Annotated in this window: 13 protein-coding genes; 11 read left to right on the top strand and 2 right to left on the bottom strand. The window is 63.8% G+C overall.

Going from position 1 to position 21,224, the window contains the following annotated elements; all coding sequences use genetic code 11:
• Window positions 1-8: 8 nt before the first annotated feature.
• Together A6A04_RS02035 and rfbC are read right to left on the bottom strand one after the other, a co-directional pair.
• Window positions 9-986, bottom strand: coding sequence for an NAD-dependent epimerase/dehydratase family protein (locus A6A04_RS02035; RefSeq protein ID WP_068489583.1), 978 nt, complete (start codon window positions 984-986; stop codon window positions 9-11).
• A complete protein-coding gene (rfbC, locus tag A6A04_RS02040) occupies window positions 983-1,537 on the bottom strand; it encodes a dTDP-4-dehydrorhamnose 3,5-epimerase (protein ID WP_068489584.1) in 555 nt (184 codons plus the stop codon). Before rfbC ends, A6A04_RS02035 begins: the two co-directional genes overlap by 4 nt.
• A gap of 3 nt (window positions 1,538-1,540) precedes the next feature.
• Here rfbC and A6A04_RS02050 point away from each other — a divergent pair, with 3 nt between their 5' ends.
• The 11 genes from A6A04_RS02050 to A6A04_RS02100 all read left to right on the top strand — a co-directional run bounded on the left by A6A04_RS02050 (window position 1,541) and on the right by A6A04_RS02100 (window position 21,198).
• The gene (locus A6A04_RS02050) at window positions 1,541-3,664 is read left to right on the top strand and encodes an O-linked N-acetylglucosamine transferase family protein (protein ID WP_082914626.1); all 2,124 of its coding nucleotides are present in this window, start codon (window positions 1,541-1,543) and stop codon (window positions 3,662-3,664) included.
• Window positions 3,665-3,729: 65 nt separating this feature from the next.
• The gene (locus A6A04_RS02055; protein ID WP_156612426.1) at window positions 3,730-4,278 is read left to right on the top strand and encodes a hypothetical protein; all 549 of its coding nucleotides are present in this window, start codon (window positions 3,730-3,732) and stop codon (window positions 4,276-4,278) included.
• A gap of 39 nt (window positions 4,279-4,317) precedes the next feature.
• Complete coding sequence (locus tag A6A04_RS02060; RefSeq protein ID WP_156612427.1) at window positions 4,318-6,444, top strand: O-linked N-acetylglucosamine transferase, SPINDLY family protein; 2,127 nt, start codon at window positions 4,318-4,320, stop codon at window positions 6,442-6,444.
• Entirely contained in the window at window positions 6,441-7,349 is a 909-nt protein-coding gene (rfbA, locus tag A6A04_RS02065; RefSeq protein ID WP_068489589.1) for a glucose-1-phosphate thymidylyltransferase RfbA, read from the top strand. The genes A6A04_RS02060 and rfbA overlap by 4 nt, the downstream gene beginning before the upstream one ends.
• Window positions 7,346-8,572, top strand: a complete 1,227-nt coding sequence (locus tag A6A04_RS02070) for a tetratricopeptide repeat protein (protein WP_082914627.1) — start codon at window positions 7,346-7,348, stop codon at window positions 8,570-8,572. The genes rfbA and A6A04_RS02070 overlap by 4 nt, the downstream gene beginning before the upstream one ends.
• 29 nt (window positions 8,573-8,601) lie before the next feature.
• Entirely contained in the window at window positions 8,602-10,665 is a 2,064-nt protein-coding gene (locus tag A6A04_RS02075; protein ID WP_068489591.1) for an O-linked N-acetylglucosamine transferase, SPINDLY family protein, read from the top strand.
• Window positions 10,662-12,728 carry a tetratricopeptide repeat protein gene (locus tag A6A04_RS02080; protein WP_082914628.1) on the top strand — a complete coding sequence of 689 codons (2,067 nt, stop codon included), beginning with the start codon at window positions 10,662-10,664 and terminating at the stop codon, window positions 12,726-12,728. Before A6A04_RS02075 ends, A6A04_RS02080 begins: the two co-directional genes overlap by 4 nt.
• Entirely contained in the window at window positions 12,725-14,932 is a 2,208-nt protein-coding gene (locus A6A04_RS02085) for a tetratricopeptide repeat protein (protein WP_068489593.1), read from the top strand. The genes A6A04_RS02080 and A6A04_RS02085 overlap by 4 nt, the downstream gene beginning before the upstream one ends.
• On the top strand, window positions 14,910-17,177 hold the full coding sequence (locus tag A6A04_RS02090) for a tetratricopeptide repeat protein (protein ID WP_082914629.1): 2,268 nt from the start codon (window positions 14,910-14,912) through the stop codon (window positions 17,175-17,177). The genes A6A04_RS02085 and A6A04_RS02090 overlap by 23 nt, the downstream gene beginning before the upstream one ends.
• Window positions 17,159-19,111 carry an O-linked N-acetylglucosamine transferase, SPINDLY family protein gene (locus A6A04_RS02095; protein ID WP_082914630.1) on the top strand — a complete coding sequence of 651 codons (1,953 nt, stop codon included), beginning with the start codon at window positions 17,159-17,161 and terminating at the stop codon, window positions 19,109-19,111. Before A6A04_RS02090 ends, A6A04_RS02095 begins: the two co-directional genes overlap by 19 nt.
• Complete coding sequence (locus A6A04_RS02100) at window positions 19,108-21,198, top strand: O-linked N-acetylglucosamine transferase, SPINDLY family protein (RefSeq protein WP_082914631.1); 2,091 nt, start codon at window positions 19,108-19,110, stop codon at window positions 21,196-21,198. The genes A6A04_RS02095 and A6A04_RS02100 overlap by 4 nt, the downstream gene beginning before the upstream one ends.
• The last annotated feature ends 26 nt before the right edge of the window (window positions 21,199-21,224 follow it).

A 21,224-nucleotide genomic window follows, 5' to 3' on the forward strand; every position in this document is an offset into this window, starting at 1 on the left:
CGATCTCCTCAGCTCTCGGCGGCGAGGAAGGCACGGGCGGTAAGCTCCAGACCTTGCCGCAGGCCGATGCGGGGCCGCCAGCCGGTGGCGCGGGCCAGGGCCTCCCACTCGCCGACGAAATTACGGAACTCGATGGGCGACAGATTGGACGGCGGCGGCGTCGCCGTCATGGTCGCCGCCCGGCCGGTGAGGGCGCGCGCCACCTCGGCCGCCAGACCGAAGGCCTCGGCCACGGTGTGGCCCTCGCCGGAACAGACCAGATAGCCTGCCCCGTCCAGGGCCGCTCCCGCCGCCCCGGCCATGACGAAGGCCTCGACCACGTCGGTGATATAGACATAGTCGCGCACCCAGTCGCCATCGCCGAACAAGGTGATCCCGGCGCCGTCCAGGGCGCGCTTCAGCACCTTGTTGAGGATGCCGCGATCGGCGGCCGACGACCCGACGCCGGGGCCGTAGACATTGGCCAGGCGCAGGGCGCCGCCCCGGACATGGCCCAGGCGGACATACAGCGCCAGATAGGCTTCCGCCGCCAGCTTGCCGGTATCATAGGCGGTGACCGGGCGGGGCGGGGTATCGAAGGTCACCGGCAATTGCTCAGGCAGCCCGGCGGTGGTGGCGGTGCTGGCCAGGACAAGGCTGGGCTTGCGGCCATGCTTGCGGGCGGCCTCCAGCAGCCGGATCGGCGCGCCCGCATTGGTCATCAGGTCGGCCACCGGGTCGGCCTCGGCCTGATAGACGCTGGTCTGGGCGGCGCAATGCATCACCACGTCGATACCGTCCATCAGCCGGTCGCAGAAGTCTTGGTCCTGCAATTCGCCGATGACATCCTCGACATCATCGCGGGGGGTGAAGGGACGACGCGACTGGCGCCGGACCCGGGCGCCCAGTTCGCTCAGGCGTCCGACCAGGGCCGAACCGACGAAACCGGCGGCGCCGGTGACCAGCACCGGGCGATCCTGGTAGAACTCGGTCAGGCGTCGGCTCATGCCCCTTCCGCCTCCAGGCGGCGGCAATGCTCGGCGAAGCTGGGAAAGGCGGCGTCGCGGGCCGAGATCACCGGATCGGCGATGGGCCAGGGCACCGCCAGGGTGGGGTCGTTCCAGACGATGCCGCCCTCGTCGTCGGGGCGGTAGTAGTCGGTGCATTTGTAATGGACGGTGGCGCGCTCGCTCAGCAAGGCGAAGCCATGGGCGAAGCCCGGCGGCATGTAGACCTGGCGGGCGGTCTCGGCGGTCAGCTCGAAGCTCTCCCATTTGCCGAAGGTCGCCGAGCCCGGGCGGATATCGAGGCAGACATCGAGAATGGCGCCCTCGGTCAGGAACACCAACTGGCCCTGGGGAAAGCGGCGCTGGAAGTGAAAGCCCCGCACCACCCGGCCCGAGGACACCGAGACGTTGTCTTGGACGAAACTCTCGGCGATGCCCGCCTCGCGAAAGCGGCGGTCGTTCCAGCTTTCGAAGAAGCGGCCGCGCGAATCGCCGAAGGTCTTGGGCTCCAGCAGCAACAGGCCGGACAGGGTGGTGGTCAGGACATTCATGGGATGGTTTCCGGCGGGCCGAGGGGTTCATTCTATATACACGCCCACTTCGCGCCCGGTCCATGGCTCCGTCGCGGGCTTGAGCCCAAGGCGGAGGCGGTGCACACTGCCGCCTGCGAACAGGACCAGGAGGATGGTTTGGTGCCGAGCGTGTTGGAACAGGCCTTGGAACATCATCATGCCGGACGTCTGGCCGAGGCCGAGGTCCTGTATCGCCAATTGGCCGACGCCGATCCCGATGATCCCGATTCGCGCTATTGGCTGGCGACATTCTATATTGAGAGGCAGCGCTACGAAGATGCTGTTAGCGTCATCAGGCGGTCGATAGAACTGGAGCCGCATAGCTCCGCGCATGTGACCATCCTTGGGCATGCCCTGCAATCCATAGGACGGGTGGATGAGGCGCTTGGCTGTTGGGACCTTGTGCTTAGCATGTCGCCTGATAACACGGATGCACTCTTCCGCCGGGCTTTGGCGTTGGAACTGCTGGGACGGAGCGACGAAGCCGCCGCCGCTTATTATGCCCTGGTCCAGATGGACGACAACCATGCCGGAGCCTGGCATAATCTGGGCTGCATCCTGGGACGCCAGGAGCGCTTCGAGGATGCGGCCATCTGTTACCGGGCCGCAACAGATGCCGATCCGAATCTGGTGGTGTCGTTCAATAATCTGGGGGGGGTTCTCTACCATCAGCACCGGCTTGACGAGGCCATGCGGGCCTATGGCCGAGTGCTGGAACTGGGCGAAACAGCCTCAGTCCATCACAATATAGGCATGATCTATCAAGATCAGGGGCGTCTTGCTGATGCGATCGCGTCGTATCGCAAGGCCATGGAGATCGACCCCGGTTTCAAGGAAGCTCATTCCGCCTTGCTGTTCTGCCTGTGTTTCGACGAAACCTCCGATCCCGATCAGGTGTTCCAGGAGCATCTCGACTATGGCAGGCGGCATGTGGCGGCGAATAAGACGCCGTTCGCGGAACACGCCAATGCCCGCGATCCCAACAGGCGGCTGAAGGTCGGCTATGTATCGCCAGATTTCCGTCTTCACCCCTGCTCGCACTTCGTCTTGCCGGTACTGGAACATCACGACAAGTCCCGGTTCGAGATATTCTGTTATTTCAATCGCGCGGTCGACGATCCTTATACGGAGCTATTTCGGCGAGTGGCCGACCACTGGAGCCGCTGCCAGGAGGAAAGCGACGAAGCGTTGGCCGCAAGGATCAGGGATGACGGGATCGATATTCTGGTGGAATGCGCCGGCCATATGGGCAATAGCCGTCTGCCCATGTTCGGTCTTCGCCCCGCTCCAATCCAGGTCAGCCATCCCCTGTATCCCAACACCACCGGGGTGGCGACCATGGACTACCGCATCATGGATCCCATATTCGCCCCCCCTTGGGCCGATGCCTGGCATTCGGAGTCCCTGGTGCGCATGCCCCAGGTCCACGTCTCCTATCGTCCGCATCGATCTGACGTGGCGCCATCACCGGAACCGCCGTTCCGGTCCAACGGCTATGTCACTTTCGGCTGCTTCAACAATTTCGCCAAGATCGGCGAGAGCACCGTGGATGCCTGGTCGGCCATTTTACGGCGAATTCCCACCGCGAAGCTGATGCTGAAGTGGAAGGGGCTGGGCGACCGCGAAGCCGAGCGCTATGCCCGTGCCAGATTTGTCCAGCGCGGCGTCGACCCTGATCGTATCGTTTTGGTGGGATGGTCTCCGGATCCCTACACCCCCTATCACGCCATCGACATCGCGCTGGATCCGTTCTTTGCAAATGGCGGCACCACTACCTGTGATGCTTTGTGGATGGGGGTGCCGATCGTGACGTGTCACGGGCGGACACCTTTCTCGCGGGTAGGGCTGTGCCACCTGACGAATATCGGATTGCCGGACCTGATCACTGCCGACGCTCCGGCCTATATAGACAAGGTCGCGTGGCTCGCCTGCGATATTGACGCCCTGTCGGACCTTCGTCGAGGGATGCGCGAGCGCTTCATGGCTTCGCCGCTGATGGATGGAAGCGGCTATACCCGCCATCTGGAGGACGCCTACCGGGTCATGTGGCGGCGGTGGTGCGCCGGTCTGCCGCCCGCCCCAATCGACTTTCCCCTTGGGGAATAGTGGCTGGATTCCGTTGCGTCATTGCTGTTACGCTGCGTCGCGAAATCCAATTCCCGGGTGAGGTCATGGTGAAGCCAGTCATAGCGTTTGTGGTCGTAGCGCTTCTCTCGGTATCAGGCTGCGCCGGCGACAAGAGCCCGTGGTCACAAATCCAGGATCACTTCCGCCAGGCCAACGCCACCGGACAGGCCCAGCCCACAATTAGCGAGGCTTCGGCAGCTCCGGCTGCCGTGACCAAGATCGCCTATACCTTCTGTGACGGCTGTCTGGTCAACTCTGGCGGGACGGTCATGGCTACCGACCAGAAGCTGGTGGGTGACCTTGAACGGGTCGCCATGGTCGACGGCAATGTTTCCTTCATCGGCTGGGCGGCGGATACCGGGGTCGGCGAGCCGGTTCCCACGGTGCTGCTGGTCAGCGATGGCAAGGTAGTGGGCTCCGTGGTCCCCCGCGAGCCCCGCCCGGATGTGTCGGCCGCGCTGAAGCTGGTGAAGAAGATACACTTTGGCTTCGACCTGCGGGTGCCTGCCTCCGAACTGGGAAGCAGTGCCTGGGTCTGGATGGTTTCGGCGGACGGAAAGTCCCGTCGCATCGACAAGATGTTCCAGCGCTGATCTCCACAGTCGTCGGATAGGGGCATTCCTTTGGCGGCAGTGAGTGTCGATCAAGCGTTGGAGAGCCTGCGCCAGGCTCTTAGGGGATGTGCTGAACAGCGGATCGAGGAGATCGCCGCCGGGCTGATCCAATATGCGTTGCTCGTCTTGAGCCAGGGGCGGACCTCCGAGGCCGAGGCCCTGCTGGACCGTGTGGCCGCCATCCTTCCCAACCATGCAGGGCTTCGCCATTTTCAAGGCTTGATTCGACAGATGGAGGGTGACCTGCCGGGTGCCGAGGCGCTGATCCGTCGCTCCTTGTCCATCGATCCCGAACAACCCGAGGTCTGGTCCAATCTGGGTGCTGTCTTCATGGGGCAGCAGGATATGGATCAGGCCAGCGATTGCTTCCGTCGCGCCTTGCGGCGCAAACCCGACCATTTGAAAGCCCGTAATAATCTTGGAGTGTGTCTGCTGGGGCGAAGCAAGTGGGCCGAGGCGATTGAGGTTCTCGAGCCGGTGGTGGCCCAGGCCCCGACGCTGACCGGTGCCGCTGTCAATCTTGCCATGGCGCTGGTGGGGGCTGGACGCCATGACGAGGCCGTTGCCATTTGCGCCAATCTGATCGAGCGAGATGGCGACAATCTCGATGCCCTTCTTTGTCTGGCCGATGCCCAGGCCCGCGTCGGCGACCGCGACGAGGCCATCTCGACCCTTCGAAGGGCGCTTGCCCATTGGCCAGTCCGGCAGGTGGCCAACAACCTTGCCAATCTGTTGCTGGCCGAAGGTCGCAACGCCGAGGCGGTCGGCCTCTACCGAGCCATTCTGGAGGGCGATCCGGACGATGCCCAAGTGCTCTCCAATCTTGGGGGGGCGCTGACGGCGTTGGGCCTGGTGGAGGAAGCCGAGGCTGCCTACCGCCGCTCGCTGTCTCTGCGCCCCGATCCGGCCACGCATAGTGGCCTTCTGTTCACCCTTCAGAACCGAGAAGGCCGCACGTCACGTGATCAATTGGCCGAGTCGCTGGACTGGGGGCGGGCCTGGGGGCATGAGGCAGCCCGGTGCATCTATCTTAATGCGCGTGATCCGGAGCGGCGGCTCCGGGTAGGCTATCTGTCGCCCGATTTCCGCCACCATGCCATGAGGTGCCTGGTTCCGCCCCTGCTCGACGCCCACGATCGGGGGCAGGTCGAGGTGATATGCTATCATGACCACCCCGGATATGACGAGGTAACCGCCACCATTCGGGCGCTGTCCGAAGGCTGGCGCGATGTCTTCGGATTATCCGACGTGGCGCTGGTGGAACAAATTCAGGCCGATGGCATAGACATCCTGGTGGAATGTGCCGGCCATTCCGGGGGCAATCGATTAAGGGCACTGGCCCGCAAGCCGGCCCCCATCCAGGTGTCCTGGCTGGTCGGATATGGCGGCACCACCGGTCTGGATGCCATCGATTATGTGCTGGCCGACGACATCCTGATTCCTTACGGTTTCGACGCAGAATTCAGCGAACGCGTCCTCCGGCTGCCGGTTGCGGCTCCTTTCCGCCCCGATCCCGCCCTGCCCGAGGTTACCCCCCTGCCTGATGGGCCGCCGCTTCTGGCCTGCTTGGGAAATCCCGCCCGTATCGGTCGCAGTCTCGTCGAAGCGTGGCAGCGGATGCTGGACCGCCTTCCAGACTCCCGGCTGTTGCTGATGCACGGCGCCTATGGTGAGTCGGGGCAAGAGGAGGCATGGCGTAGGCATTTCGCTCCGCTGGGCGAAAGGCTGATCCTGTCGGGGGTGCCCGGGGGCTGGGGCGCCAACATGCATGCCTATGGACAAATCGCGCTGGCGCTTGATACTTTCCCGGCTGCCGGTGCGACGTCGACCCTGATTCCACTTTGGATGGGCATTCCCACGGCGTCCCTGGCTGGGGAGTGCGCTGTCGGGAGGTTCGGCGGTTCTATCCTGCGCGGCGCGGGATTGCATGAGTTGGTGGCACATTCCTTGGACGAGCATGTGGAGCAGGTGGTGAGCCTTGCGTCGGATCGCAAGCGGCTAGCCGGTTTGCGGCGCGAGCTCCGGCCAAGACTGGCGCAAGGACCGCTGTGTGATGCCCTCGGCTTCGCTCGCGAGATCGAGCGGCATTTCCGCGCCATCTGGCGCCAGTGGTGCGAGACGACCAAGGGAGAGTCTGGGATATGAAGGGGATCATTCTGGCGGGAGGCATGGGGACGCGGTTGTGGCCGGTGACCCTGGGCGTCAGCAAGCAGCTTCTGCCTGTTTACAACAAGCCGATGGTTTACTATCCCTTGTCTGTACTGATGCTGGCCGGGATTCGCGACATCCTGGTGATTACCCGGCCCGAGGATCAAGCGAGCTTTCGTAATCTGCTGGGGGATGGCGCCCGATTGGGTCTATCCATCAGCTACACCATTCAGCCCAAGCCCGAGGGGCTTCCCCAGGCTTTCGTCCTGGCCAAGGACTTCATCGGTGATGATCGTTGCGCCCTGGTCCTGGGCGACAACATCTTCTTTGGCCACGGACTACCCGAACTGCTGCGTGAAGCTGGCCGCCAAACGGTGGGTGCGTCAATCTTCACCTATGTTACCCGTACGCCGGAAGCCTATGGCGTCCTGGTGCGGGACGAGGCTCGCCGTCCGATGGAGGTGGTAGAGAAGCCTAGGACACTCGTCTCCAACGAGGCCATCACCGGCCTTTACTTCTTCGGACCGGAAGTGGTGGAAATGGCTTCTTCGCTGAAGCCGTCGGTGCGGGGCGAGACCGAGATCACCGATCTGATCCGCACCTATGTGGCCAACGGGACCCTTGCGGTCCAGGAAATGGGCCGAGGCTACGCCTGGTTTGACAGTGGCACCCACGAATCCCTGCTGCAGGCCTCGATTTTCGTCCAGGCCATCGAGGAGCGCCAGGGCTTGGCCGTGGCTTGCCTCGAAGAAATCGCGTTGCGTATGGGCTTCATCGGGTTGGACGAACTCCACGCCATCGCCGCGTCCATCTCGGCCAGCAGTTATGGCGCTTATGTCCACCAGCTCAGCCAGTCCCTCAAGGGCAAGGTCCAGGGCGCTCCCTCGGTCAGCGGATCATGAATCTCGACATGAAGGAGCAGGCGGAGTCCATTGGCGAGTTAATCGGCCAGGGGATGCGATGCCATGCCGAGGGAGACATCGCCGAGGCGGAGCGTCTGTACCGGGTGGTTCTCGACCAGGATCCAGAGAATGTCGATGGGCTTCATCTGCTGGGACTGGTGGCCCATGCCACCGGCCATTTGGACGAGGCGGCCCGGCTGATCGGGCTGGCGGTGGAACGTAAACCGGATCAGGCCGTGTTTCTCAGCAATCTTGGCAATGTTTTCCTTAGCATGAGCCAGCCGGCCAAGGCCGAGGCAGTTCTTCGCCGGGCCCTGACCATTGCCCCCGATCATGCGGCCGGACACAACAATCTGGGTCTGGCCATGTCGGCTCAAGGGCGATTCTCCGAAGCGGCCCAGTGCTACCGGAAGGCACTCTCCCTCGACCGCACCCTTGGCGATTCCTTTGCCAATCTGTGCACGGTCCTGACGAATCAAGGACTGATGGGCGAGGCGGAAGAGGCGGCCCGTGGTGGCGTGGACGTAGACCCCGGAAACCCGGACGCCGTCGCTAGGTTGTCCCAGGTTGTCTTGAAGCGGGGACGCGCTGAAGAAGCCTTAGCCCTGGCCAAGGCTGCGCTGGAGCGTTCCCCATCATCATCCACTCTTTTGACTGCCTGCGGGTTGGCCCGCCTGGAGTTGGGGCAGCCTATCCGCGCGCTGGACTATTTTGAACGGGCCGAGCGTGGAGAACCAAAACTGGTCGAGACCCAGGGGTATCGCAAAGAGGCAGAGGCCCGCAAGCCGAGCGACGCCGTCTTGCTTGAGCAACTGCTGACGGCGGTGCGACGCGGCGATGTGGAGATGTTCATTGATGTGGAAGCATTCCGCATGCCGCATTCACCCCTTAAGGTCGAATTCTATGCCAACTGGGCGTTGCTCATGAATGTGACCATCTGGGGGGTATCGTTCTGGCTGCTGCCACAGCTTTGGGCGCTGGGCGTGGGCCTGGGCTCGGCGGCACTGTATTATCTGTTCGGTCGAAAGATTGTCGGCAACAAGATGCGCGCCCATATCCAGGACCGCCTGGGCGCGGATACCTCGTTGTGGCTCAAAGCCTGGAACATGGGGGGGGTCAGTCTTCGCGACAATGCCACAGGCCAGATTGTCTCCTCGCCTGATGGTCGCTGGCGCCTGATGGTCGAGGATATCGCTCCTACCCAACAAAGCCCGAACCCGTAGCGGGCAAGCTCCTAGCGGATCATCCGTCCATGCCGTCCATTTCCGAAGTATTGGCCCTTGCCATCCGACATCATAACAGCGGGGGGTTGCGCGAGGCGGAGGATCTGTATCGCCAGATACTCGATATTGATCCGCGCCAGCCTGACGCACTTCACCTTCTAGGGCTGGTGGCCTTCCAGACCGGCAACTGTCACGCGGCCGTCGATCTGATCACCCAGGCCATCGCCATTAAGAACACCGACGCCGCCTATCACGAGCATCTGGCGTTGAGTTTGGTCGGGGTGGGGCGCGGTGTCGAAGCCGAGCGTGCCGCGATGCAAGCGATGGCCCTGAACCCCGACCAAAGCGAAACCTTCAACAACCTGGGCAATCTGCTTCAGGAAATGGGGCGCATGGATGAAGCCCTGATCTGTCGCCAGAAGGCTTATGAGCTGACGCCCGACAACCATCTCTACAGCTATAATTACGCCATCACCCTGGAAAGGTTTGGGCGATTGGAGGAGGCGGAAGCCTTCCATTATCAGGCGCTCAAGCTCGACCCGAACTTTCCCGAGGGGCTGAACGGTCTGGGCGAACTGCATCGCAAGGCAGGGCGCGTGGACGAGGCGGTCGCCTGTTATCAGCGCGCACTGGCCTTACGTGCTGATTTCGTGGAGGCCCTGAACAATCTGGGACTGGCATATTCCTCCCGAGGCCAGTTGTTCGAGGCGACGGCGATTCTCCAGCGGTGCTTGGCCTTGCGGCCAGCCAACGATGCCGCGCTCAGCAATCTCGGCAATATTTATCAGATGCAAGGCAGAGCCGAGGAGGCGGCGGACATTTTTCGTCGCGCTGTCGAGGTCAACCCCGGGCAGGCCGTCGCACACAGCAATCTCATTTTCGCGATGATCCACATGCATGACGCCACCGGGGAAACCCTGCTGCGCCAATGTGGGGAATGGGATCGCGCCCAGTCCATGCGCACCCCCATTATCCAGCATAGCTTCGCCAACGATCGGGATCCAGACCGGCGGCTGCGCGTCGGGTTTGTATCGGCCGATTTCAAGGACCATGCCGTCAGTTACTTCCTACTGCCGCTGTTCCGGGCGTTCGACCGCTCGCGCGTTGAGCTCGTCTGCTACAACGAGGTCCGCAACGAGGATGTGGTGACCGGCTGGTTTCGCGACAGTGTCGATTGCTGGCGTGACAGCAAGGGCATCCACGACCAAGGGCTGACAGAGATGTGCCGCGCCGACGCCATCGACATCCTGGTCGACTGCGGCGGCCATTCCGGAGGCAATCGCTTGACCGCCTTCAAGCGTCGCCCGGCCCCCATCCAGATAACCACGCCCCTAGGCCACGGCGGCACGACCGGCGTGAGGGAGATGGACTACTTCATCGGCGATCCGTTTCTGACCCCGGCCGGAAGCGACAGTCAGTTCAGTGAGACTGTGATCAGGCTCGACAAGGTCTTCGCTCCGTTCGAGCCCAAGGACTTCTGGCCGGAACCAGTGGCCTCGGTACCGGAACAGCCTCTGTTCGGCTGTTTCGGTGACCCCGCCCGTATCAGCCGCCAGACCCTGCTGCTTTGGCGCCGCCTGCTCGATGCGGTTCCCGGGGCACGCATCTTGTTCAAGCATAAGGCCTATGGCAGCGACGCCATGGCCGAGCACTGGGCGGTTCGCTTCGCCCCAATAGCCGATCGCGCGATATTCGAAGGGCTGCCCGGTGGCTGGGTCGGCAACATGGATGTTTATGGCCGAGTTCGGGTGATGTTGGATACCTTTCCCGCGGCGGGGGCGACCTCGAGTCTGATTCCGCTTTGGATGGGGGTGCCGGTGTTGTCTCGGGTCGGAACTCATACACTGCAGCGGTTTGGGGCTCCCATCCTTCATAACCTGGGGCTGGCCGATCTGGCAGCCGAGAGCGACGACGCCTTCGTGTCGGCGGGATCTGCCCTGATCGCCGACGATACCCGGCTGGCCCGGCTGCGCGCGTCGCTGCGGCCGACCCTGCGGGACTCTGCCCTGTGCGATGCCCAGGGGGCCGCCCGCCAGTGGGAGGCGGCATTTCGCCACGTGTGGCATGCCTGGTTGGCCGAGGCAGGGAGATGAGCGACGAGCCATCGGCAGACGAACAGTTGCAGACGGCCTTTGCCCTGCAAAGGGAAGGGCATTTCCGGGAGGCGGCTTCGGTGGCGGGGGCTGTGCTGGCCCGATGGCCAGGGCATGCCGACGCCATGCATACTCTTGGGTTGCTCCGTCATCTCGAGGGGGATTCCTCGACTGCCTACCGTCTGGTGCGGCGCTCGATGGAGATGAGTGAGGCACCTTCGGCGCGCCATTTGGCTAATTTCGCCGAAATTTGCCGTCAGTTCGGCCGTCATGCCGAGGGAATCAAGGCCGGGCGCGCTGCCATCGGTGCCGATCCCCATAACGGCACCTACCATTACAATCTAGGACTACTGCTCCGGGAAAGCGGCGACCCGGCCGCTGCGGCCGACTCCTTTGCCGCCGCTACACGGCTTGACGATGACCCGTGGCGCTGCTGGCTAGCTTTGGGGAGCGTTCTTGCAGATATGGGGCGTTCGGCCGATGCGGCTTTGGCCGAAGCGGATCGGTTGGCACAAGGCGACCCCTCGCGGCTCCATGATGTTGGCCGCGCCTGGGTGGGAGCAAACCGTCCGCTTGAGGCGGTGCAAGCCTATCAGCGATCCCTACGGCTGCGGTCGGGCCATGCCGGTGTTCTCAACAGCCTTGCCATCATTCTCGACAGTATCGGCCGCAAGCTGGAAGCGGTGGAGGCTTACAAGGCGGCCATCGTCGCCGACCCGGTCGCAGGGCATCTCCACAACAACCTGGGGAATACGCTCCGCAATCTTGGGGATTGGCCGTCGGCGCAAGCGCATTACCGGAGGGCGCTGGAGTTGGAGCCTGGTCTGTTCGTGGCGCACAGCAATGTGATGTTCACCATGCTGTTCGACCCTGCGACAACCGGTGGGGCAATGCTGGCCGAGGGGCGTCGCTGGGAGGCGACGAGGGCCTTGGCGCTGGGCGCGCGGCCCTTGGCGCGGGACCCGGACAAGCGGCTGCGTCTGGGTTATGTCTCGCCGGACTTCAAGGAACACGCGGTTGCTTATTTCAGCGAGCCGCTGCTGCGGGGCCATGACCGTTCTGCGGTGGAGGTGATCTGCTATTCCGGGACGGCGCGTCCCGACAAGACGACGGAACGGCTTCGGTCGTTGGCCGATGGCTGGGTGGATATTCACCGCATGGGGGACCGGACCCTGGCGGAGCGCATCCGCGCCGATGGCATCGATATCCTGATCGATCTGGCCGGACATACCCAGGGCAACCGGCTTCTGGCCATGTCCGAGCGCCCGGCGCCGGTGCAGGTGTCGGCGGTTTTGGGCTATGGCGGCAGCACCGGTTTGTCGTGGATGGACTGGGTTCTGACCGATGGGGTCCTGACGCCGCCGGGCTTCGAGGACCAGTTCAGCGAGCGGGTGATGCGGCTAGAGGGGAGCTTCGGTGCCTTCCTGCCGCGTACCGACTGGCCCGAGGTTGCGCCTGCGCCGACCGGGCCGCCGGTTCTGGGCTGCTTTTCCGACCCGTCGCGGGTGGATGGCGCCCAGGTGGAGCTGTGGCGCTCGGTATTGGACGCGGTGCCGGGGTCGCGGCTGCTGTTCAAGCACGGAACCTATGACGACCCCAAGATGGCGGCCTATTGGCGGGGCCTGTTCGGCCTGGTGGCGGATCGGGCGGATTTCGAGGGCGTCAAGGGCGGCTGGGGGGCGCATATGGGGGTCTATGGCCGGGTGAGGCTTGTGCTGGACACCTGGCCGGTGAGTGGCGCGACCTCGGCGTTGATCCCGCTCTGGATGGGAGTGCCGGTGGTGACGCTGTCTGGGGGGCATGCGGGCCAACGATTCGGGACCGCGGTGGTGACAGCCGCGGGCCTGCCGGAACTGTCGGCGGCAACCCCCCGGGACTATGTGCGCTTGGTGGCCGAACTGGCGAATGACCGGGAGCGGCTGGCGGAGTTGCGGCGCAGCCTGCGCGACCGGCTGCGGGAATCGCCATTGCTGGACGGGCCGGGGCATGCCCGGGCGGTGGAAAAGGCCTTGCGGACCATCTGGCGCGATGCCTGTGCCAATACCGGTGGAGACCGGAAATGAGTGGAAGCGGCGACGATCCGCTGACCATCGACCAGGCCTACGACCGGGCACTTGGCTGGCATCGGAATGGAGCGCTGGCCCAGGCGGAAGTCCTCTATCGGCGTATTCTGGACGCGGTTCCTGAGCATGCTGACACCTTGCACATGCTGGGAATGCTGGCTCATCAGTGTGGCCATTCCGAGTCGGCGGCCGAGTTGATGCGGCGCTCCCTGGCTCTGGCTTCCTCGGCGACCTGCTGGTCCAATCTCGCCGCAGCTTTGTTGGCGCTTGGCCGCCTGGCCGAGGCCGAGTCTGCGGCTCTGACAGCCCTTGGGCTGAATCCCGCAATGCTGGAGGCCCGCCGAAATTTGACTCGCTGCCTGGAAGGGCAGGGCCGACTGGCGGAGGCGGCGGAATGTTGTGCACAGATGTTGGCGGACCAGGGAGATTCGGCTGATCTCAATGGCTGGCTGGGGGCGTTGCTGGTCCGCGGCGGCAAGTTCAGCGAGGCTTTGGGGCCGTTGAATAAGGCGGTGGCCTTAAGCCCGGCCGACACAGACCTGCTGTTCTTGCGCGCTCGCTCCTTGCACGAGGTTGGCCGCACCCAGGATGCCATCCAAGGTTACAAGGAGGTTCTCGACCAAGCGCCCATGCATTCCGATGCGGCCTTGCATCTTGGTCTGGTCTATCAGGACGCCAAGCAGTTGGGGCCGGCTGAGACCATGCTGAAATGGGCCGCAGATCTGGCACCCGACAATCCCTATGTCTTCTACAATCTAAGCCGCCTATATCGGCTGATGGGGCGAATTTCCGCCGCCATCCGCGCCGCCGAGCGAGCAGTGGAGTTGAAGTCTGACTTCGCCCTAGCCTACCAGGCATTGGGCAATGCTTATCACGGTGCTGGCGAGATGGAACGAGCATTGGAGGCGTTTCGCCGTGGCTCGGCCCTGGCGCCGGATGACTATGGCTTGCACCATAACATCATCGCCTGTCTGCGGACTGACTGGCGAGTGGAGGGACGGGTGTTTCGCGACTCCTACCGCGAATGGGATCTCCGCCACTTGGGCCATATCGCCCGGCTGTCCCACGCCAATACTCCCGACCTCGAACGCCGCCTGCGCATCGGCTATCTGTCCCCTGATTTCCGCAACCATGCCGTCGCCTATTTCCTGGAACCGCTGTTGCAGGCCCATGACAGGAGCCGATTCGAGGTGTTCTGCTATTCACAAGTGGAGGACGAGGACGCTGTTACCCGGCGGTTCGAGGCCTTGGCCGATCACTGGCGGGTCACCCTGAAGAAGAGCGACGATGATGTCGCCGCCATGATCCAGGCCGATGGCATCGACATCCTGGTGGACTGCGCTGGGCATACCATCGGCATGCGCATGCATGTCTTCGCGCGCAAGCCTGCTCCAATCCAAGTTTCGACCCTGGTCGGGCACGACACCACTACCGGCGTTGCGGCCATGGACTACATTCTCAGCGACCCCTATCTGACTCCGGACGGTTACGACGACCATTTCACCGAGACCCTGATCCGTCTGCCCACGGTGGTGGCGCCTTTCCTGCCGCGGGGGGACTGGCCCGATGTCTCGCCGTTGCCCGAGGGCGCGCCGCTGTTTGGCTGCTTCGCCGAACCCAGCCGCATCGGTGATGTAAGCCTGGAGTTGTGGCGGCGGATTTTGGATCGGGTACCGGGATCGCGGCTGCTGCTGAAGCATAAGACCTACGAATATCCAGATCAGGCCCGGTACTGGCGGGAGCGCTTCTCCATCCTGGGAAACCGCCTGGAAATGGAAGGCGTTCCTGGGAGCTGGGCAGCCAACATGGAGTCCGTCTATCGCCGTGTTTCGGTGGTATTGGACAGTTTTCCCCTGACGGGGGCGACCTCGAGCCTGATTCCGCTTTGGATGGGGGCGCCGGTTGTAACACTGGCGGGGCATCATTCGGGCCAACGCTACGGTGTCAGCATGCTGACCAATGCTGGAGTGCCGGAACTGATCGCTGTCGACCATGACGGCTATGTGGAATTGGCAGCCGGGTTGGCGGAGGATCGCGGCAGGCTGAAGCGTTATCGGGAATGCTTGCGCAACACCGTACGTTCCAGCCCGATCGTGGATTCCACTGCCGTGACCAGGGCCATCGAGGATGAATATCGCCGGATGTGGCGGCAATGGTGCGGCAGCGTGAACGAGGCGGAGCATGGCTTGGAAACTGGCATCTGATCCGGAAGCAGAAGCTGCGACCATTGTTGCCAGGGCGCAGGAATTGGTCGGGCAGGGGCAGTGGGCCGATGCCGAAAGCCTGCTGCGAAGCGCCTCGGAGGGGCGGCCTTCCGATGTGCGTCTGGCCTTCGAACTGGGTGCGCTGCAGCATGAAGCCGACAAGCGGACCGATGCCGAACTGGCCTATGGCCGGGCTCTGGCCGCCGATCCTCTCCATCCTGGGGCCATGCTCAACTTGGCATCCCTTCTGGTTGACAGCGGACGTCACCAGGAGGCGGAGCGGATATTGACTCCGGCCCTGACCCGGCCGACCAAGGCACTTTCGGCTGCCATGGAGCTTCTCTTGGCGCTGAGGTCGCAATATGGCGGTGATCTCTTGCCGGTATGGGCTGCGCTCGCCGACACCGATCCGAGTCGCAGTGACGCCTGGACACAACTGGCCGCGGCGGCGCGCGGCCACCGTCCAGACGAGGCGCTGCGCTGCTTCATCAATGCCGTGGCGGCAGCCCCCTATGATTGCCAGATGCACTGCAACCTGGGTATTGGCTACATGGACCTGGGAAGACTGGCGGAGGCCACCGACGCCTTTGTCAACGCCCTGGCGCTTGATCCCGAGAATGCCGATGCCCTCGGCAAATTGGCCATGGCCCTGGACGCTGCCAACACCAGCCAGAATCTTGATCGGGTCCAGCAGTGCATTGGCCTGTACCTGCGCGCACTAGAACTGGAGCCCGACTCGACCACCACCCTGTTTAATCTGGCCAGTGCCTATAAGCGGGGTGGCATGATCGAGGAGGCTCGCGATTGCTGCCGTCGCGCCGAGGCGATTGAAGGCCCCAGCGGCTACGGACTGAGGGCGCTGATGCTGGCCCCGCGGGTTTATCCGTCTGTCCAGGCCATGCTTGAATACCGCGGAAATCTCGAGGACGGTCTGGATCGTCTTCGGGCCGAGGGTGTGGTCATTCGCGATCCCTTGGCCACGGTGGGTGAAACCGGCTTTGGACTGGGCTATCACAACTTCAATGACGTGGAGATTCAGCAGCATCTCGCTCGGTTCTATCTCGATTCAGTTCCTGGCCTTGATGCGGTGGCGCCCCATTGCGCCCGGCCGCGTCGGCGCGGGAAGGGGCAGAAAATCCGGCTGGGTGTCGTCGGCTCCTATCTGCATAACCGCACCCTGGACAATCTAAACGAAGGCCTGATCCGCAACCTGTCCCGCGACCGTTTCGAACTGGTGTTCTTCCGGCCGGGTGGTGTCGCTGACTCTCGCTCCGACGCCATGGATCAGTTGGCGGACAAGGTGCGTTACCTGTCCAATAACCTTGACGGCGCCCGCCAAGCAGTGATGGAAGAAGAACTGGACGCCTTGTTCTATTTCGAGATCGGCATGGTGGGGCTGACCTATTTCCTGGCCTTCTCGCGACTGGCGCCGGTGCAGTGCGTCACCTGGGGCCATCCCGACACCACCGGCATCCCCAACATGGACTATTTCCTGTCCTCCAGCTTGCTGGAGCCGGACGGCGCCGAGGCCCATTACAGCGAGACCCTGATCCGGCTGGCCCATCTGCCCACCTGCTATCCCCGCCCGCCGGTGGACGAGGCCCCGGGCGATCGCACCCGGCTGGGACTGCCCGATGACGCACACATCTATGTCTGCCCGCAGAACCTGATGAAGTTCCATCCCGATTTCGACGTGGCGGTGGCGCGCATCCTGACGCAGGACCCCGATGGCTGGCTGTACATCACCACTTCGGCCATGGAAGCCTGGCGACCGGCCCTGCAGCTGCGCCTGGCCAAGGCTTGCGGCGAGGCGGTGGCGCAACGCATCGTCTTCTTGCCCCAGATGTCACGGCTGGATTTCATGAGTCTGCTGAAGGTGGCCGATGTCAACCTGGACCCCTTCCATTTCAGCGGCGGCAATTCCACCCACGAGGCGCTGGCCCTGGGCTCGCCGGTGGTGACCCTTCCGGGTGACTACATGCGCGGTCGAGTGTCGTTGGGCCTGTACCGCCGCATGGGATTCGAGGATCTGGTCGCCCGTGACGTGGACGATTACGTGGACAAGGCCTTGCGACTGGCCCGCGACGCCGACTGGCGAGAGTCGGTTCGCGCTACCATCCGCGAGCGTTCCGTCATTCTGTTCGACAATGTCGCCATGGTGCGCGAGTTCGAGGACTTCATCGCGGCGGCGGTGGACGCCGCGCAACGGGGGGAGACCCTGACGGCATGGACGCCAGCGAATTGAGGGGACGCGAAGCGGCTATGGCGGCCCATGGAGCTGGCCGTCTCGCCGAGGCGGAGGCCATCTATCGCCGTCTGCTGCAAAAGTGGCCGGAGGATGCCGAGCTGCTGCACCTGATGGGGGTCTGTCTCCACCAGAGGGGGTGGCACGCCGATGGGTTGGTCCTGATCGAACGGGCGGTGGCGGCCGCGCCCGGATCCCTGCCTTATGGCGTCAATCGCGCACAGGTGCTGCGGGCGCTGGGGCGGCTTAGCGATGCCGAGACGGAACTACGTCGGGTACTCCGTCTAGATGGCGGCGATGTCATCGCCCTGGCCAATCTAGGCAGCCTGCTAATGGAGACAGGTGGCATCGTCGAGGCCGAGTCCCTATTGCGACGGGCCATAACCGCCGATCCCTGGTTCGTGCCCGCCCGGGCGGCCCTGTCGAAGTTGTTGGTGGATGCTGACGCCTGGGACGACGTCTTGGAGGTTACAGCCATGTCCGATGGTGGCATCGCCAGCGATACGACTGTCCTGGTGAATCGGGCCTCGGCGCTGGGCCGCCTCGGCCGCAGGCTGGAGGCGGTGGAAACCCTGGATGCGGCCGATCCAGCGTCGGCGGCGGTGCATAACAACCTGGGCAATTTGCTCCGCGACCTTGGGAATTGGCCGTCGGCGCAAGCGCATTACCGGAGGGCGCTGGAGTTGGAGCCTGGTCTGTTCGTGGCGCACAGCAATGTGATGTTCACCATGCTGTTCGACCCTGCGACAACCGGTGGGGCAATGCTGGCCGAGGGGCGTCGCTGGGAGGCGACGAGGGCCTTGGCGCTGGGCGCGCGGCCCTTGGCGCGGGACCCGGACAAGCGGCTGCGTCTGGGTTATGTCTCGCCGGACTTCAAGGAACACGCGGTTGCTTATTTCAGCGAGCCGCTGCTGCGGGGCCATGACCGTTCTGCGGTGGAGGTGATCTGCTATTCCGGGACGGCGCGTCCCGACAAGACGACGGAACGGCTTCGGTCGTTGGCCGATGGCTGGGTGGATATTCACCGCATGGGGGACCGGACCCTGGCGGAGCGCATCCGCGCCGATGGCATCGATATCCTGATCGATCTGGCCGGACATACCCAGGGCAACCGGCTTCTGGCCATGTCCGAGCGCCCGGCGCCGGTGCAGGTGTCGGCGGTTTTGGGCTATGGCGGCAGCACCGGTTTGTCGTGGATGGACTGGGTTCTGACCGATGGGGTCCTGACGCCGCCGGGCTTCGAGGACCAGTTCAGCGAGCGGGTGATGCGGCTAGAGGGGAGCTTCGGTGCCTTCCTGCCGCGTACCGACTGGCCCGAGGTTGCGCCTGCGCCGACCGGGCCGCCGGTTCTGGGCTGCTTTTCCGACCCGTCGCGGGTGGATGGCGCCCAGGTGGAGCTGTGGCGCTCGGTATTGGACGCGGTGCCGGGGTCGCGGCTGCTGTTCAAGCACGGAACCTATGACGACCCCAAGATGGCGGCCTATTGGCGGGGCCTGTTCGGCCTGGTGGCGGATCGGGCGGATTTCGAGGGCGTCAAGGGCGGCTGGGGGGCGCATATGGGGGTCTATGGCCGGGTGAGGCTTGTGCTGGACACCTGGCCGGTGAGTGGCGCGACCTCGGCGTTGATCCCGCTCTGGATGGGAGTGCCGGTGGTGACGCTGTCTGGGGGGCATGCGGGCCAACGATTCGGGACCGCGGTGGTGACAGCCGCGGGCCTGCCGGAACTGTCGGCGGCAACCCCCCGGGACTATGTGCGCTTGGTGGCCGAACTGGCGAATGACCGGGAGCGGCTGGCGGAGTTGCGGCGCAGCCTGCGCGACCGGCTGCGGGAATCGCCATTGCTGGACGGGCCGGGCCATGCACGGGCGGTGGAAAAGGCCTTGCGGACCATCTGGCGCGATGCCTGTGCCAATACCGGTGGAGACCGGAAATGAGTGATCTCGAGTCCTGGCTGGGTGACGCTTTCGCTGCTTTGGGCGGGGGAGAGCCCGAGGCATTAATCGCGGCATATAGTGATCAGTTGAGCCAGGGGATGGCTCCCGCCAATTGCCCGATCAATCTGGGGATCGCCTATCTGGCGGCCGGGCAGGACGCTGCCGCCCTGGGCGTCCTGGAGAATGTCGCCCGCGCCCTGGATACGGACGTGGTCCTGTGGCTGGCCCTGGCCTTAGCCCGCCGCCGAACCGGCGAAGCCCGGGGGGCCGCCAGCGCGGTCTGGTCCGCCTTTGTCCTGGTTCCCGATGATCCCGACGTGGCGCATCTGCTGCTGGGGGAACTGAGCCTGTTGTTGTGGGGAGCGCGGGCCGCCATGGCGGACGGGCAGATCGACCGGGCGGAAGCGCTTCTGGATCACATCTTGCTGCTTAATCCTGCGGATGCTGCGGCCATGCACGACTACGGGGTCGTGGCCTATCGCCGTGGGAACCTTGAATGTGCCGTCGAACTGTTCGAGCGGGCCCTGGCCCGACGTCAAACTGCATCAGGGCTATGCAATCTGGGGGCCGCGCTTGCCGATCTGGGGCGGCGTGCCGCAGCCTTGGCCGCCTATCGTCGGTGCATGGAAGCATTTCCCACCCATGCTCCCGCTTACTACAATGCCGCTTGCGCCCTGGCTGAACTGGGGCGGCTGGACGAGGCGGAATCCTCCTATCGTCGGGCCCTCGAGGTCAATCCCGACTACGCCGACGCCTGCAACAATCTCGGCCATATCGTCGCCGACCTGGGACGTCCGGCGGAAGCCGTGGCTTTCTTCCGTCGAGCGGTGGAAATCCATCCCGGCTATGCGAAGGCAAACAGCAATCTGCTGTTCAACCTGTACTACCTGCCCGAGGTTTCGGGGGAGGAGATCGCGGAGGAAAGCCGCAAATGGGGCGAACGGCATGCCCCGTTGGCCGTTGTTCCTCCGCGTCACGCCAATGATCGCGATCCCGAGCGGATGCTCCGGGTCGGGTATCTGTCGCCCGATCTTCGCGATCACGCCGCCAACTATTTCCTGGAACCAGTTCTGGAGGGGCACGACAGAAATCGATACGCGGTATTCTGCTACGCGCTGGGAGGCATACGCGACGCGGTCAGCGAGCGCCTTCGCGGGCTGGACCTGACGTGGCGGGAGGTCGAGCATTTGGATGATGCCGCCCTGGCTGAGCAGATCCGGATCGATGGCATCGACATCCTGGTGGATTGCGCCGGGCATTCCCGGGGCAATCGTCTGTCCATGTTCTCGCTGGAGCCGGCGCCCGTGCAACTGGGCAACCATCTCGGGATGGCCGGAACCCTGGGGGTGCCCGCCATCCGCCATTTCATTACAGACCGTCACATTGCTCCGGAGGGCACCGACGCCTTCTTCACCGAGTCGGTGGTGCGGCTACCCGGGCCATTCATGCCGTTTCGTGCCCGTGCCGACTGGCCAGAGGTTCCCCCGCGCGAGGACGGGCCACCAGTGTTTGCCTGTTTTGCCGAGCCTTTGCGGTATTCGGCACCAGTGCTGGCGGCCTGGGGGAGGATGTTGGATGCGGTTCCCGGTTCGCGGTTGCTGCTCAAGCACCCCCGCTTCGGTAACCGCCAGGCTTTGGCACATTATCGACGGAGCCTTGCGTCGCTGGGGAAGCGCGTGGACTTCGAGGATGTGGGGGGCGGATGGAACCTGCACTGGCCGGTCTATGGCCGGGTGTCGGTGATCCTGGACAGCTTTCCGGTGACCGGGGCGACATCCACCGTGATTCCCTTGTGGATGGGGGTGCCGGTGGTGTCATTGGCCGGGCACCATCCCGGGCAGCGCTTCGGTGTGTCCATGTTGTCAAACGCTAATCTTTCCGAGCTGGTGGCGACCACCATGGATGACTATGTCAGAATCGCCGTCGAGTTGGCTTCCAATCGAGCTAAACTTCAGCGCTATCGGAAGACTCTTAGACAAATTCTGTCTTGCAGTCCTTTGATGGATGAGCCGGGTGGGGTGGCAAATCTTGAACTGGCCTATCGGAGCCTATGGCAGCGGTGGTGCGGCACACGGAAAGATTCATGATCCGGCCGGATTCGACTCTTGACGGT

The sequence above is a fragment of the Paramagnetospirillum marisnigri genome (assembly GCF_001650715.1).
Classification (GTDB): Bacteria; Pseudomonadota; Alphaproteobacteria; order Rhodospirillales; family Magnetospirillaceae; genus Phaeospirillum; species Phaeospirillum marisnigri.